Source organism: Streptomyces sp. NPDC001532, from assembly GCF_040298625.1.
GTDB lineage: Bacteria > Actinomycetota > Actinomycetes > Streptomycetales > Streptomycetaceae > Streptomyces.
The window spans coordinates 103154-118483 of sequence record NZ_JBEPAL010000014.1; the positions used below are offsets into that span (position 1 = coordinate 103154).

Annotated in this window: 12 protein-coding genes; 6 read left to right on the top strand and 6 right to left on the bottom strand. The window is 72.4% G+C overall.

Features of this window, described 5'->3' with window-relative positions; translation table 11 throughout:
* Positions 1 to 290 precede the first annotated feature (290 nt).
* Positions 291 to 779 (top strand): GNAT family N-acetyltransferase, encoded by a 489-nt coding sequence (locus ABT232_RS15875; RefSeq protein WP_351840481.1) that lies wholly within the window; start codon positions 291 to 293, stop codon positions 777 to 779.
* Between the two features lie 157 nt (positions 780 to 936).
* On the opposite strand, the gene ABT232_RS15880 is transcribed toward ABT232_RS15875, so the two are convergent.
* Positions 937 to 1542 carry a dihydrofolate reductase family protein gene (locus ABT232_RS15880; protein ID WP_351840482.1) on the bottom strand — a complete coding sequence of 202 codons (606 nt, stop codon included), beginning with the start codon at positions 1540 to 1542 and terminating at the stop codon, positions 937 to 939.
* Between the two features lie 253 nt (positions 1543 to 1795).
* On the opposite strand from ABT232_RS15880, the gene pcaDC reads away from it, so the two are divergent.
* The 3 genes from pcaDC (at position 1796) to ABT232_RS15895 (ending at position 4661) form a co-directional block, all read left to right on the top strand.
* Complete coding sequence (gene pcaDC, locus ABT232_RS15885; RefSeq protein WP_351840483.1) at positions 1796 to 3094, top strand: bifunctional 3-oxoadipate enol-lactonase/4-carboxymuconolactone decarboxylase PcaDC; 1299 nt, start codon at positions 1796 to 1798, stop codon at positions 3092 to 3094.
* Between the two features lie 98 nt (positions 3095 to 3192).
* Positions 3193 to 3828, top strand: a complete 636-nt coding sequence (locus tag ABT232_RS15890) for an MBL fold metallo-hydrolase (protein ID WP_351840484.1) — start codon at positions 3193 to 3195, stop codon at positions 3826 to 3828.
* Between the two features lie 53 nt (positions 3829 to 3881).
* Positions 3882 to 4661 (top strand): exodeoxyribonuclease III, encoded by a 780-nt coding sequence (locus ABT232_RS15895; protein ID WP_351840485.1) that lies wholly within the window; start codon positions 3882 to 3884, stop codon positions 4659 to 4661.
* Between the two features lie 70 nt (positions 4662 to 4731).
* Here the strand turns inward: ABT232_RS15895 and ABT232_RS15900 are convergent, their stop codons facing one another.
* Positions 4732 to 6492 (bottom strand): SGNH/GDSL hydrolase family protein, encoded by a 1761-nt coding sequence (locus tag ABT232_RS15900; RefSeq protein WP_351840486.1) that lies wholly within the window; start codon positions 6490 to 6492, stop codon positions 4732 to 4734.
* Between the two features lie 173 nt (positions 6493 to 6665).
* Here ABT232_RS15900 and ABT232_RS15905 point away from each other — a divergent pair, with 173 nt between their 5' ends.
* A complete protein-coding gene (locus ABT232_RS15905) occupies positions 6666 to 7073 on the top strand; it encodes a DUF6278 family protein (RefSeq protein ID WP_351840487.1) in 408 nt (135 codons plus the stop codon).
* A 398-nt stretch (positions 7074 to 7471) separates the two neighbouring features.
* On the opposite strand, the gene ABT232_RS15910 is transcribed toward ABT232_RS15905, so the two are convergent.
* Together ABT232_RS15910 and ABT232_RS15915 are read right to left on the bottom strand one after the other, a co-directional pair.
* A complete protein-coding gene (locus ABT232_RS15910) occupies positions 7472 to 9040 on the bottom strand; it encodes a CocE/NonD family hydrolase (protein ID WP_351840488.1) in 1569 nt (522 codons plus the stop codon).
* Between the two features lie 114 nt (positions 9041 to 9154).
* Positions 9155 to 9913, bottom strand: coding sequence for a hypothetical protein (locus tag ABT232_RS15915; RefSeq protein ID WP_351840489.1), 759 nt, complete (start codon positions 9911 to 9913; stop codon positions 9155 to 9157).
* 117 nt (positions 9914 to 10030) lie between these two features.
* Between ABT232_RS15915 and ggt the strand changes: the two genes are divergently transcribed.
* A complete protein-coding gene (ggt, locus tag ABT232_RS15920; protein WP_351840490.1) occupies positions 10031 to 11833 on the top strand; it encodes a gamma-glutamyltransferase in 1803 nt (600 codons plus the stop codon).
* 54 nt (positions 11834 to 11887) lie between these two features.
* Here the strand turns inward: ggt and ABT232_RS15925 are convergent, their stop codons facing one another.
* Positions 11888 to 12529, bottom strand: a complete 642-nt coding sequence (locus ABT232_RS15925; RefSeq protein WP_351840491.1) for a dihydrofolate reductase family protein — start codon at positions 12527 to 12529, stop codon at positions 11888 to 11890.
* A 109-nt stretch (positions 12530 to 12638) separates the two neighbouring features.
* Positions 12639 to 15179 carry an ATP-dependent Clp protease ATP-binding subunit gene (locus ABT232_RS15930; RefSeq protein WP_351840492.1) on the bottom strand — a complete coding sequence of 847 codons (2541 nt, stop codon included), beginning with the start codon at positions 15177 to 15179 and terminating at the stop codon, positions 12639 to 12641.
* Positions 15180 to 15330: the final 151 nt, after the last annotated feature.

Genomic DNA, 15330 nt, shown 5'->3' on the forward strand with positions numbered 1-15330 from the left:
TGGAGAACAGCTCGCCACGACGCCCCCACCGGACCCCGGCACAACGGTGCGGTGGGGGCGCCCCTTTCGGGACACGCCATGGCTGCCGCCGTCCCCGATCCCGTCGAGCTTCGGTGGACATCGCAGACCTCTTCGTGAGAGATCGCGCGAGACGTGAGAGGGCCTGGGGCGTGAGCAGTGACTTGGCCGATCGGAGCCTGGGCAGGCGGTTCCCGGGAGCGGTGCGGGAATCCGTCCCGAGCAGCCGACCCGCCGCACGGCGGCAGGCCCCGGTGCGAAATACTTTCCCGATGAGTCCACGCACTTCCCCGATCAGCCGGCCGATCACGGTACGCAGGGCCGTTGCGCGGGATGCCAAACGGCTCACGCGGCTGGTGCGTGGCTCACGCGCCTACGAGGGTGAGTACGCAGCCGCAGTCGCGGGTTACCGGGTCGGCCCTGATTACATCGAGGCCCACCGCGTCTTTGTGGCCGTCGGCGCTGACGAGCAGGGAGGCCGGGTCCTCGGGTTCTACTCGCTCGTGCTCGCTCCACCGGAGCTCGACCTGCTGTTCGTCGCCGACGAAGCGCAAGGACGGGGTATCGGACGGCTGCTCGTCGCGCACATGCAGTCCGAGGCCCGTGCCGCCGGGCTCGACCGTGTCAAGGTCGTGTCGCATCTTCCCGCCGAGGACTTCTACCACCGCGTCGGTGCGGTGCGGACCGGGACCGCGTTCGCGAACCCGCCCGCCGTGCCGTGGGACCGTCCCGAATTCGAGTTTCGCATTCCTTCGGAATGACGCGGCATGCGGGAGCCGCTGGACGCGGGCCTGTCCCGTTACCCGCCGGCTCAGCAGGTCCAGGTGTGCGAGGTGAACCGGCCCGCGTGCGAGGGACCAGCGGCCGAAGCCGCCGACGCCGGCCTGACGGCCGTCCGGACCGGCGGACGGGGCGACGTCACGCCGGGACACCGAGCGGCGGGTGCTCGAGCACGCGGGGCTTGTACTCGACCAGCTGGATGCGCCCGTCGAAGGTGCGGTGCTCGATCATCTCGAGGGCAACGTCCGGATAGCCGTCGTAGATGCGTTCCTCTCCCGTGGCCCCGGTGATCACCGGGAACATCACGACCCGGAAGCGGTCGACGAGTCCGGCTCGTAGCAGGGACCGGCACAGGCTGAGGCTGCCGATCGTGCTGAGGAGCCCTGAGCCACTCGACTTCATGGCGCGCACGGCCTCGACGGCGTCGTCGCGGACGAGCGTGGAGTTGGCCCACGTCAGTGGCTCCTCGAGGGAAGAGGAGAACACCACCTTGGACGCTTGCGTGAGCTCGTCGACGGACGCCTCCTCCTCGGGCCTGAACTCGTCTTGCCCATTCGGGACCTCGCCTGCGGCGAAGCCCGACATCAGGCGGTAGGTGTTCGCTCCCATCAGATAGGTGGCCTCGGGCTGCTCGCCGAGCCAGGCGAGGTACTCCGGGCCCTCGAGGCCCCAGAACCCGGGCCATCCCTGCCCCGATGCGTGGCCGTCGAGGGAGGTGATGAAGTCGACGAGAAGCTCCGACATGACGGTGTCCTTTCCTGAGGTGTCACGAGCTTGGACCGGCCGGGAGCCACAAACTCATCGGCCGCGCTGTGGAGCTACGAGAAAACCCATGAGGCCGCAGCGGATCAGGGCGGCGGAGCGGCACTGCTTCGGAGGGCCCGTTCTTCATCCCCGAGGGTTCCGGCAGTGCCGGACGTGCCGCGCCGAGAGGGTCAAGAGCCGCAGGGATCCCCGGGCTGTGTGAGATTTCGCGAGACGTGAGAGGGTCTGACGCGTGAGTGAGACAGTGCCGAACACCCTGCAATACCGCTTCGACGGGCCAGAAGACGCGCCGGTTCTGATCCTGGGTCCCTCACTGGGTACCACATGGCACATGTGGGACCGGCAGGTCCCGGAGCTGACCAAGCAGTGGCGTGTCTTCCGGTTCGACCTGCCGGGCCACGGCGGCGCCCCCGCCTATCCCGCGGCGTCCGTCACCGAGCTCACCGCCCGGCTGCTCGCCACCCTCGACGGCCTCGGCGTGCAGCGCTTCGGCTACGCGGGCTGCGCGCTCGGCGGTGCCGTGGGCGTCGAGCTGGCGCTGCGCCACCCGGAGCGGCTGGCCTCGCTGGTGCTGATCGCCGCCTCCCCGCGCTTCGGCACCGCGGACGAGTTCCGCCAGCGCGGAGTGATCGTCCGGACCAACGGACTGGACCCGATCGCCCGTTCCGCGCCGGACCGCTGGTTCACCTCCGGCTTCGCCGCCGCGCAGCCCGCGATCACCGACTGGGCCGTGCAGATGGTGCGCACCACCGACCCCGGCTGCTACATCGCCGCCTGCGAGGCGCTCGCCACCTTCGACGTCCGGCCGGAGCTGGGCCGGGTGGGCGTGCCGACGCTGGTGCTGGTCGGCTCGGAGGACCAGGTCACCGGCCCCGCCGAGGCCCGCACCCTGGTCGCCGGCATCCCGGACGCCCGGCTCGCGGTGGTCCCGGGCGCCTCCCATCTGGTGCCCGTTGAGCAGCCCGCCGCGGTCACGGACCTGCTGGTCACGCACTTCTCCACCGCCTGGCAGCCGGTCCTCGACCCCGGCACCGGCCAGATGGCCATCCCGGCCGCCCCCGTCAAGCCGGTGCTCGCCGCCGTGCCCGCGCAGAGCGCGCCCATCGCCGAGATCGCCCCGCCCGCCACGCAGCCGCAGGCCGTGGGCCGGCCGGACCCGTACGACGCGGGCCTCAAGGTGCGCCGGGAGGTCCTGGGCGACGCGCACGTGGACCGGGCGCTGGCGCAGGCCGACGACTTCTCCGGCGACTTCCAGGAGTTCATCACCCGTTACGCGTGGGGCGAGGTCTGGGACCGTCCGGGCCTCGACCGGCGCACCCGCAGCTGCATCACCCTCACCGCGCTGGTCGCGGGCGGCCACCTGGACGAGCTGGCCTTCCACACCCGGGCCGCCCTGCGCAACGGTCTGACCCCGGCCGAGATCAGGGAGGTGCTGCTGCACGCCGCCGTCTACTGCGGCGTACCGGCGGCGAACAGCGCGTTCAGGGTGGCGCAGGAGGTCATCCGGGAGGAGACCACTCCCCAGGAGTGAACGCCGGGAGTGAACGCCGGGAGTGAACCTCGACAGCGAACGTCAGGAGTGAGCGCCGGGTGTGAGGGCCGGCGAGGGGCGGGCGGCAGGATGGACCCATGAAGCTCACGAAAAAGTCGCACGCCTGCGTCCGTCTGGAGAAGGACGGGCGCACGCTCGTCCTCGACCCCGGCGGGTTCACCGAGGAGGACGCCGTCCTCGGCGCGGACGCGATCCTCGTCACGCACGAGCACCCCGACCACTTCGACGAGGGCCGGCTGCGGGCCGGTCTGGAAGCCAACCCGGCCGCGGAGATCTGGACCCTCAGGGCGGTCGCGGAGAAGCTCTCCGCGGCGTTCCCCGGGCGGGTGCACACCGTCGGCCACGGCGACACCTTCACCGCCGCCGGTTTCGACGTGCAGGTGCACGGCGAGCTGCACGCGGTGATCCACCCGGACATCCCGCGCGTCACCAACGTCGGCTACCTCGTCGACGGCGGCAAGGTCTTCCACCCCGGCGACGCCCTCACCGTCCCCGACCACCCGGTCGAGACGCTGATGCTGCCGGTGATGGCCCCGTGGAGCAAGATCTCCGAGGTCATCGACTACGTCCGCGAGGTCCGGCCGCGGCGCGCCTACGACATCCACGACGCCCTGCTCACCGACCTCGCCCGACCGATCTACGACCGGCAGATCGGGCAGCTGGGCGGCTCGGAGCACCTGCGGCTGACCCCGGGCGACTCCGCCGAGGTGTGAGCCGGGCCCCGGGCGGGACCGCGTTGTCGGTCCCGCCCGGTAGGTTGTGAGACATGCGCATCGCCACCTGGAACGTGAACTCGATCACCGCTCGCCTGCCGAGGCTGCTGGCCTGGCTGGAGAGCAGCGGCACCGACGTGCTCTGCCTCCAGGAGGCCAAGGTCGCCGAGGAGCAGTTCCCGTTCGACCAGCTGCGCGATCTCGGGTACGAGGCGGCGGTGCACGCCACCGGCCGGTGGAACGGCGTGGCGGTGCTCTCCCGCGTCGGCATCGAGGACGTGGTCAAGGGCCTGCCCGGCGACCCCGGTTACGACGGCTCGGCGGAGCCCCGCGCCATCTCCGCGACCTGCGGCCCGGTCCGCGTCTGGTCGGTGTACGTGCCGAACGGCCGTGAGGTGGAGCACGCGCACTACGCGTACAAGCTCCAGTGGTTCGAGGCCCTGAAGGCGGCCGTCGCGGGCGACGCGGGCGGCAGTCGCCCGTTCGCCGTGCTGGGCGACTACAACGTGGCCCCGACCGACGACGACGTCTTCGACCCGGCCGCCTTCGAGGGCCTCACCCATGTCACCCCCGCCGAGCGGGCCGCCCTCGCCGCCCTGCGCGAGACGGGCCTCACGGACGTCGTCCCGCGCCCCCTGAAGTACGACCGGCCGTTCACGTACTGGGACTACCGCCAGCTCGCCTTCCCCAAGAACCGCGGCATGCGCATCGACCTGGTCTACGGCAACGAGCCGTTCGCCGGCTCGGTGAAGGACGCGTACGTGGACCGCGAGGAGCGCAAGGGCAAGGGCGCCTCGGACCACGCGCCGGTCGTGGTCGACCTGGACGTGTAGACCCACGCGACGGACCCACGCGACGGACCCACCCGGCAGGGTCCCGCAAAAGCCCGCGCCGGGCCCCGGCTCACAGCAGCCGCAGGTCCACCGAGTCCGCCAGCGCCGCCAGCCCGGTGTCGCCGGGATGCAGATGGTCCCCGCTGTCGTACGCGGGCAGCATCCGGGCCGGCCGCTGCGGGTCCCGGATCACGGCGTCGAAGTCGAGCACCCCGTCGAACACCGCGGCGCCGCGGATCCAGTCGTTGGCGGCGACCCGCTCGGCGTCGACGGCGGCCGTGCAGCGGGCCTCGCCCTCGCAGGGCAGGATCGTCGCCGCCAGCACCCGCAGCCCGCGGGCGTGCGCGCGGTCGGCGATCTCCCGCAGCCCGGCGGCCAGCTGGTCGGCGGTCGTGCCCCAGCGCACGTCGTTGACGCCCTGGAAGACCACCACCGTCCGGGCCGAGGTCTGGGCGAGGACGTCCCGGTCGAGGCGGTGCAGGGCGCTCACACCACCGCTGTCCGTGGAGACCCTGTCGCCCGGGTAGCGGTCGGTGACCACCCGGTTCGCGGAGATGCCCTGGTTGAGCACCCCGTAGCGCGGCACCTCCCGCTGCGCCAGCAGGCGGGTGGCCAGCACGTTCGGCCAGCGCCTGTTGGCGTCCACGGTCGATCGGTCGCCGTCGGTGATCGAGTCGCCGAGCAGCACCACCGATCCCGGCCCGCCACCCACGTCCACGCCGGTGAGCAGCGGCCAGCTGGTGATCACCGAGGTGTACGCCGTCGCCGAGGCCTCGGCCGCGTGGTCACCGGCCTCGCTGACGTACGACCGCTGCTGGGCGAGCCGGTGCACGGGCGCGGCCGGCACGGTGCCGGGGAGGTGGAAGCTGACCAGCAGATCGGCGTCCGGGGGCACGTCGAAGTCGACGGGGTCGCTGTGACCCTGCGCGCCCGCCGGGATCTCGGTGCCGGCCGTGCCGCGGAACGTCAGCGGGACCGGCGTGCCGCGGGCCGCCGCGCCCGTCTCACGGAGTGCGACCGTGGCGCTGCCGATCCGTACCGGCGCGGCGGCGAAGGTGTTGTCGAAGCGCAGCCGCACCCGCGGCCCGCCCGCCGAGGTGTGCACCACCAGCCGCAGCGTCCGGTCGGTCCACGGTCCGACGGCCGGATACCCGGAGGTCGCCGCCGCCCAGCTGCCGGTCCAGCCGGTGGTCTCCGGCCGCACCGACACCGCGAACACATGCAGACCGGCCGCGCGCGGCAGCCGCACCGCGACGATCTCGCGGCCCGGCACGACCGGCACGGTCACCACGTACAGCCGGACCCGCTCGGCGAGTTGGCCGGTGGGGGTGTTGAGGTGCGGCAGGGCCACCGCCTTGGTGGCGAGGGGTCCGCGGCGCCAGTCGGGGGCGGTGAGCCGATACGGGGAGCGGCCGCCGCCGGCGTACTCGACCGTGCCGGAGCCGGTCACGTCGTCGCCGGTGGTGCCCGCGACCAGGAAGGCGAGGGCGTCGCCGCGGCCGTGGACCCGTACCGCCTGCCCGTCGGCGACGACGTTGTCCGGCTCGCCAGGAGCCCGGCGCGGCCAGGTCAGCCGGGCGCCCTCGACGGTGAGCGCGCGGCCGGGTGTCCAGCCGGCGGCGGTGAGGTCCCGCGCCGACAGGGAGGCGCCGGAGCCGTCGAAGTCCGCCGCGGCGGGACGGGTGTCGTCGCTGACGGCGACGTTGTCGAACAGCCGGGTGATCGGCTGTGGTTCGGCCCGTCGCTCGGCGGTGGCCCGGGCGGCGGCCGCCGGCACCGCGGAGGCGAACAGCAGGAGGACCACCACGAGTCCCCGGATCCCTCTGCGCACCGACAGGACCTCCCGACACAGCCGACACGGACACCGGCCCGTGACGCTAGAGAGCGGGCCGGGAGCCGTCAACGAACCGGGAGCGAACACGGCGTGAAACCGCCCGGAGGTGTGGCCGTGATCGTCCGCGTGCCCTGTGGTGCGCCGGCCGGTTCGAATGACAGGCTGGAGGTATGAACATCCCTTTCCTGGGCAAGCGGCGCACGGAACGTGGGGCTGTCGATCCCGAAGGCATCGGCGAACTCCTGGCCGAATGCGAGCTGCTGCGCTCCCAGGCGGGGCAGACCGGTGTCGAACTCGACGACACGGTCGGCTCGTTGGAGGCCCTGGACCAGCTGCTGCCGCGCTGGCGGGACGACGCGGAGATCCTTCCCTGGCTGGGCAACGACGCCGGGCTGTACCTGGGCACCGTGGTCGTGCGGACCGTGCCGGGCGCCGCCTGGATGATCCGCTCCGACGGCCAGCCGGTCGTCCTGCTCGCCTCGGGGCGGGAGGTCGACGTGGTGGCCGCCGGGCAGGAGTGGGCGGTCAACGGGGTGCCCGAGCTGTCGCAGTGGTACGCCGAGGTCGCCGCGGCCTGATCTCCTCCGGCTCGGCGCCGGCTCGGCCCGGACTCGGCGCGGGCTCATGGTTCGGCGTAAATACGGCTTATGCCCGACGGGTGCGTGTCGCTCCTGCGCCCTCATCGGGGCTGGATAGCTTGCGGCAGTCGCGACACAGCCGAAAGTGGGTGGCGCTGAGCATGGCCGTCGATCAGCCGATCGACTCGACCAGGTGGGCCTCCGAAGGATCCTCGAGCGCCGAGGGAGGGGGGGCCGATCCATGTTTGCGCCCGTGGACCGGACCGGCGCCCCGGATCTCGACTACGATATGCCGTTCATCCCAGGAACTCTGCTGCCTGGAGGGGGAACCCCCCACGGCCTTCGGACCGTAGGGGGCAGCAGAACTCGGAGCCGGGCCGTTCGGCCGCGGTCGCCGATCACTGCTCGCGCAGTGGCACCGACACGTACGACGGGTCGGCGGCCGGCGAGGAGAAGGTCAGCCGCGCGCCGGACGGGTTGTGCTCGATGTAGAGCGGGTCCACCGTGTCGACGACCAGGGCGAGCCGGTGCCCTGCCGGGACGTCGTAGGCCGTGGAGGACAACTCCAGGTCCACGCCGAACGGCTTGCCGGGCGTCTGCCCGTGGAAGGTGTACGGCGCGTTGCTGACCAGCTTGCCGAGGCCGAGCGGGCCCACGTCGTACAGGTAGGCGACGAGGGTTCCGCTCTCCTCGGTCGAGGTGACCGTCGTGTGCAACGCGGCGGTGCCGCGCACCCGCTGCGGAGTGCCGTACCGCTCCGACTGCCAGACGGCGGCCCAACGCCGGGGGAGCAGGGGGATCGAGGCGGTCGGGGGCACCTGCGCGATCTGGTCCAGGAGGTTGGACAGCAGCACGATCCCGCCGTCCGCGCCGGAGTTGACACCCGTGTGGATGGTGGTGGTGCCGCCGAGGGCGATCTTCCGCCGGTCGGCGCCGACCGACTTCCAGTCCGGGTAGTCCTCGTAGCCGCCGGAGGAACGGGACTTGAGCCGCACCGGCTGCTCGCGGTCGATGCCGTTGTCCTCGCCCTTGAGGTGGTGGTCGAACCAGCGCTCGGTGTCGGTCCAGACGTCGTTGGGCAGCCCGAGCAGGCCGGTCGCCTCGGCGGTGGCGTGGTCGCCGGGGCGCAGCTGGAGTCTCTTCGGGCCGGTCAGCTTCTCGTAGAAGTCGGCGTACTGGTTGGGCGGGAAGATGGTGTCGCCCCAGGCGTTGGCGAGCATGACGGCCGTGCCGTGGTCGTTGATCCGGTCGATGTGGGTGGCGGCGGACCGTTTCTGCCCCCAGGCGATCATCTCGTCCTCCTTGTCCAGGTCGGAGGCGAGGAAGTCGGTGAGGACCTGCTGCAGTTCGGCACCCGGTCGTCCCGTGAGCTGTCCGGCGCCGCCGAGCAGGGCGGCCGCCTGGGCGTGCTGGGTGCGGCCGGAGTAGATGGAGTCGATCAGGTCCGCCCAGCCGCTGAGCGCGGCGACCGCCTTGACCCGCTCGTCCTGCGCGGCGGTGAGCAGGCTGATGCCGGCACCGTAGGAGACGCCGGCCATGCCGACCTTGCCGGCGTCGGAGGGGGTGTGGGCGAGCGCCCAGTCGATCACCCGGGAGGCGTCCGCGATGTCCGGTGGGCCCGCGACCTCTATGTGGCCGCCGGACTGCCAGAAGCCGCGCACGTTGTAGCTGACGACCACATAGCCGGAGTCGGCCAGCCGTTGCGCCTGGGCCAGGTACTCGATCTGCGGCATGGCCCAGCTCGTGGGCAGCACGATGAGCGGGTAGCGGTGGCCGCCGTCGGCGCCGGCGGGGGTGACGACGTTCGCCTTGAGCGTGGTGCCGCCGTCGCCGGCGATGTCGACGAACCGCACGGTGCTCGTCGTGGCGTGGGCGGTGGGGGCGGCGGCCAGGGTGCCACCGGCGACCAGGGTCGCGGAGACGGCGCCGGCGGCGGTGGTGCGCAGGGCCTTGCGACGGACTCCCACGGGTCACTCCTCACTCGTGTCAACGAAAAGTGACCCGACGGTAACCTCAGTGCCTTACCGGGGGTAACCCGTGAGTAAGTTACGTGAAAGTAACAATCGTTGAAGACGTGAGGATCAGTCGGCCCGGTGCGAGGTCCGGGGTGCCGGGGCCGCCGGGAGCGGCGCCTGCGCCGCGCGCGTCACATCCGCCACCAGCTCCACCACGTCCGGCCCGTACGCCTGGGAGTTGACCACCTTCAGCAGCAGCACGAAGGAGCCGGTGCCGTACTTGCGGGACAACCGCTCGTGATGGCGCGCGAGATAGCGGGTCGCCGCCTGGTTGGTGATGGCGCGCTGCCCGCAGAACAGGAACACCGGCCGTGCCCGGCGGTTCTGCGGATCCGTCAGCCGGGCCAGCAGGACGTGCTCGACGCGGCCCGCGTCCAGGCGGTAGCGCTCGCCGCCGATCTGGAACGCGCCTCGGTCCGGCCCCGGTTCGGCGTCCACGTTGACCCGGACACCCGGCAGCAGGGCGGACATGTGGGCCGCCATCCGCCGGTTCGACCCCGGCCCGCCCACGCAGAACTCGGTCCGCTCGCCGAAACCCGGCTGGGCCGCGTCCTGCGTGACCACCTGGACATGGGCACCGCAGTCCTTGATCAGCGCCGCCAGCTCCAGCAGCGCGAAGACGTCGAAGCGGTGCACGGCCGGTTCGGCGGCGGCGGGGTCGCGGTTGACGACGAGCAGGGACTCCGCGTTGTCCGGCAGCCCGAGGAACGTCTGCTTGCGCCGGAGCTTCCGCTTCCACAGATAGGTACGGGTGAGCCAGCCCAGGGCCGCGCTGATCCCCGCCGCCACGACCCCGAGAACGATGTTGCGCACGTCGTCATTCATGGGCGCGCATGCTAGCGGCCCGGCGCGAACCGGTGTTCGGACACGGCGCGTTGCCTTCCTGACGAGGCCATGGCGATGGCATAGGCTGCGCGGACGGCTCCCTGACTGGAGGTGCGGATGCGTCGCCCTGTCGCACGGAAACTGACGGTCCTGGCGGTCTCGGCCGCCGTCGTGTCGGTGGGGGCGGCAGCGCCACCGACCGCCGCACCGGACACCGGTGTGGAGAAGGTCCCCGTCGCCGTCGGCTACGGCGGGGCCGTCGCCAGCGTCGACGCCGACGCCTCCGCCGCCGGCATCGAGGTGCTGAGGAAGGGCGGCAACGCCGTCGACGCGGCCGTGGCCACCGCCGCCGCGCTCGGCGTCACCGAGCCCTACTCGGCCGGCATCGGCGGAGGCGGCTACTTCGTCTACTACGACGCCCGCTCCCGCACCGTGCACACCCTCGACGGCCGCGAGACCGCCCCCCTCACCGCCGACTCCGGCCTCTTCCTGGAGAACGGCACACCGCTGCCCTTCGCCCAAGCCGTCAGCAGCGGCCTGGCCGTCGGCACCCCGGGCACCCCCGCCACCTGGCGCACGGCACTCGACAAGTGGGGCAGCAAGCCGCTCGGCACCCTGCTGAAGCCCGCCGTACGGCTGGCCCGCGACGGCTTCACCGTCGACCCCACCTTCCGCGCGCAGACCGCCGCCAACGAGACCCGGTTCCGCTACTTCCCGGACACCGCCGAGCTGTTCCTGCCCGGCGGGCAGCTCCCGGTCGTCGGCACCACCTTCAAGAACCCCGACCTCGCCCGCACCTACGAGGAACTGGCCCGCAAGGGCGTCGGCACGCTCTACCGCGGCGACCTCGCCGAGGACATCGTCACCACCGTCAACAAGCCGCCGGTGGACCCGGGCTCGGGCTGGAACGCCCGGCCCGGCGACCTCTCCGCGAAGGACCTGGAGGCCTACCGCGTCCGGCTCCAGGCCCCCTCCAGGACGTCCTACCGCGGGCTCGACGTGTACTCCATGGCGCCCTCCTCCTCCGGCGGCACCACCGTCGGCGAGGCGCTGAACATCCTGGAGCGCACCGACCTGTCGAAGGCGAGCCAGGCCCAATACCTGCACCGCTTCATCGAGGCCAGCCGGATCTCGTTCGCCGACCGCGGGCGCTGGGTCGGCGACCCGGCCTTCGAGGACGTACCGACGAAGGAACTGCTGTCGCAGCGGTACGCGGACTCGCGGGGCTGCCTCATCCGGGACGACGCGGTGCTCACCAGCCCGCTCGCGCCCGGCGACCCGCGCCACCCCGCCACCTGCGGCGGTACGGGCACGGCCGCGCCCACGACGTACGAGGGCGACAGCACCACCCATCTGACGGCCGCCGACAAGTGGGGCAACGTCGTCTCCTACACCCTCACCATCGAGCAGACCGGAGGCAGCGGCATCACCGTGCCCGGCCGCGGATTCCTGCTCAACAACGAGCTGACCGACTTCTCCTTCGCCCCGGCCAACCCGGCCGTGCACGACCCCAACCTGCCCGGACCGGGCAAGCGGCCCCGGTCGTCGATGTCGCCGACCATCGTGCTGGACCGCCACGACCGGCCGGTCGTGGCGGTCGGCTCGCCCGGCGGCGCCACCATCATCACCACCGTGCTCCAGACCCTGACCGGCGTCCTCGACCGCGGCCTGCCGCTCGTCGACGCCATCGCCGCACCACGCGCCAGCCAGCGCAACGCCGCCCAGACCGAACTCGAACCCGGCCTGTACGACAGCCCGCTGCGTACCGAGCTGGAGGCCATCGGCCACTCCTTCCGGCTCAACCCGGAGATCGGCGCGGCCACCGGCGTGCAACGGCTGCCCGACGGCAAGTGGCTCGCCGCCGCCGAGACGGTACGCCGCGGCGGCGGCTCGGCGATGGTGGTCCGGGAGGCGCGCTGACGCCGTGACCGCGAGCCCTCACCGGGCGCCCGTGCGCCGGGCGCCCGGTGAGGGTCAGCGCCAGAAGAGGTGGTGTGTCACGCCGCTGGGGCTGGGGACGACCTCCAGGTGGTAGCGGTCCCGCAGTTCGTCCGGGGACTCCCACAGGCGCAGGCCGGAGCCGAGCTTCACCGGTGAGACCGCCACATGCAGGGTGTCGACGAGACCGGCGTCGAGGAACTCGCGGATGGTGGTGACCCCGCCGCCGAGCCGGACGTCCTTGCCCCGGGCCGCCTCCCGCGCCTGTCCGAGGACCGTGGCCGGGTCGCCGTCCACGAAGTGGAACGTGGTGTCGGAGAGCGTGAACGACGGACGCTTGTGATGCGTCATGACGAACACCGGCGTGTGGAACGGCGGTTCCTCACCCCACCAGCCGCGCCACTCATGGTCCTGCCAGGGCCCCCGCTGGGGCCCGAACTTGTTGCGGCCCATGATCTCGGCACCGATGTCGCGCGCGAAGTCCCGCGTGAAGTAGTCGTCGAGGCCTCGGCTTCCGCCGGGATCCGTGCGCATGGGCCAGCTCGCCGTGGCCCCGGCCCAGGCGAACAGCCTCTCGGGACGGTCGAGGCCGAACGGTGTCTCGAGACTCTGGTGCTCACCGGCACCGATCCCGTCGCTCGAGACGTTGAAGTTCATGACTCTCAGCAGTTGATCCACGTGCTTCCTCGTCAGTTCGTGTCCGTGTCGTGCCGACGCGCGGCCAGGCGCCGTACACCACCACGTCGAACGGGACACGGCCGGATCGACAGCGGCCCACCGGCTTCTTCTAGGCGGCCGCCTGCCGGGGGAGGAAGGCGAGCCGGTCGTCCGACACGTCCACCGTGACCAGGTCGCCCTCCTTCACCCGGCCGTCCAGCAGCAGCCGCGAGATCCGGTTGTCGACCTCCCGCTGGATGGTGCGGCGCAGCGGACGGGCGCCGTACTCGGGCTGGTAGCCCTGCCGGGCCAGCCAGTCCACCGCCGCGTCGGTGAAATCCACCGCCACGCCCTGGGCGGTGAGCAGCCGGCGGGTGTGCTCCAGCAGCAGATCGGTGATCCGCCGCAGCTGGTCGGCGGAGAGCTGGCGGAAGACCACGATCTCGTCGATCCGGTTCAGGAACTCCGGCCGGAAGTGCTCCCGCAGCGGCCGCAGGATCTGCTCCCGGCGCGCCTCCTCGTCGGCCTCACCGCCGCCCGGCCCGAAACCGATCCCGGCGCCGCGCCGGATGATCGCCTCCGAACCGAGGTTGCTGGTCATCACGATGACCGTGTTGGCGAAGTCGACCGTGCGGCCCTGGGAGTCGGTGAGCCGGCCGTCGTCCAGCACCTGGAGCAGGATGTTGAAGACGTCCGGGTGCGCCTTCTCCACCTCGTCGAGCAGCAGCAGCGAGTACGGATGGCGGCGGACGACCTCGGTGAGCTGCCCGGCCTCCTCGTGGCCGACGTATCCGGGCGGCGCGCCGACCAGACGGCTCACCGTGTGCCGCTCCTGGTACTCGCTCATGTCCAGGCGGACCATGCGGTCCTCACTGCCGAACAGCGCCTCCGCGAGCGCACGCGCCAGCTCCGTCTTGCCCACACCGGTCGGGCCGAGGAACAGGAAGCTGCCGATCGGGCGGTCGGGGGAGGCGAGCCCGGCCCGCGAGCGCAGCACCGCGTCGGCGACCACCCGTACCGCCTCCTCCTGGCCGATCACCCGCTCCCGCAGATGCTCCTCCAGGCCCAGCAGCCGGTCCTTCTCCTCCTCGGTGAGCCGGCTCACCGGGATGCCGGTCTGCCGGGACACCACCTCGGCGATCGCCTCGGCCGTGACCTCCAGATGCTGGCCCTCGTCGGCCGCGCCGTCTCCGGCGGCCTCCGCCATGCGCTGCTTGAGATCGGTGATGCGGTCCCGCAGCCGCATCGCCTCCTCGTACTGCTCGTCCGCGACCGCCTGGTCCTTGTCCCGGGCCAGCTGCTCGGCCTCCCGCTCCATCGCCCGGACGTCCGTGCCCTTGGTGCGGGCGCGCAGCCGTACCCGGGCGCCCGCCTGGTCGATCAGGTCGATCGCCTTGTCCGGCAGCCGCCGGTCGGTGAGATAGCGGTCGCCCAGCTCCACCGCGGCCACCAGCGCCTCGTCGCTGTAGCGCACCTGGTGGTGGGCCTCGTAGCGGTCGCGCAGTCCGCGCAGGATCTCCAGCGCGTCCTCGGTGGTCGGCTCCGGCACCAGGATCGGCTGGAAGCGGCGGGCCAGCGCCGCGTCCTTCTCGATCCGGCGGAACTCCTCCAGCGTGGTGGCGCCCACGATGTGCAGCTCGCCGCGGGCCAGCGCCGGCTTGAGGATGTTCCCGGCGTCCATCGAACCGCCCTCGCCGCCCCCGCCCGCGCCGACCACGGTGTGCAGCTCGTCGATGAAGACGATCAGCTGCTCGGAGTGGGTGCGGATCTCGTCGACGATGTTGTTCATCCGCTCCTCGAAGTCGCCCCGGAAGCGGGTGCCCGCGACGACACCGGTCAGATCGAGGGCGACCACCCGGCGGCCGACCAGCACATCCGGCACGTCGCCGTCGGCGATCCGCTGGGCCAGCCCTTCCACGATGGCGGTCTTGCCGACGCCCGCGTCACCGATCAGCACCGGGTTGTTCTTGCCCCGCCGGGACAGCACCTCGATGGTCTGCTCGATCTCGTCGTCCCGGCCGATCACCGGGTCGATCCGGCCCCGGCGGGCCTGATCGGTGAGGTCGCGGCCGTACTTGTCCAGGGTCGGCGTGGTCGCCTGCCGCGGCCGTTCGGCACGGGCCGCGCGGGGTGCCGCCCCGGCCTCCGGCGCCTCCGGCGGCAGACCGCCGGGGGAGAACCGGGCCGAGTTGAGGATGTGCCCGGCCGCCGAGTCCGGATTGGCGGCGAGGGCGCTCAGGACGTGCTCCGGGCCGATGTGGCCGGTGCCGCTCGCCCGCGCCAGATCGTGCGCGTCCAGCAGAGCGCGCTTGACCGCCGGGGTGAGGGAGAGCGAGGTGGGCGGCGGGACGTCGCCCTCCGGGAACTGCACGGGGCCGGTGCGCTCGTCGATCTCCGAGGCGAGCGAGTCCGGATCCGCGCCGGAACGGCTCAGCAGACTCCGGGTCGGCTCCGCGGACAGGGCCGCGCGCAGCAGATGCTGGGTGTCGAGGTCCCGGCTGCCGTGCTCGGCGGCGTACTGCGCGGCGCCCCGCACCAGATCACGGGCCGGCTGACTGAGCAGCCGGCCGATGTCGATCTGGCGGGGCCCCGGACGCGGGCCGCCGAAGAAGCGGGCGAGGAACTCACCGAAGGGGTCGTAGCCCTCCGGTCCGGTGAAACCGCTGGTCATGGCGTTCCCATCCGGCGTCCCTGCGCGGGTCGGGGACGCCCTCGCTGATCGACGTGCCGGAGCCGGGTAACCCGGTCGGGAGCCGGTTACACGCGGGCGCGCTCGTAGAACACCTTCGCACGGACGAGGGGTACGGGCATGTTCAGCGGGG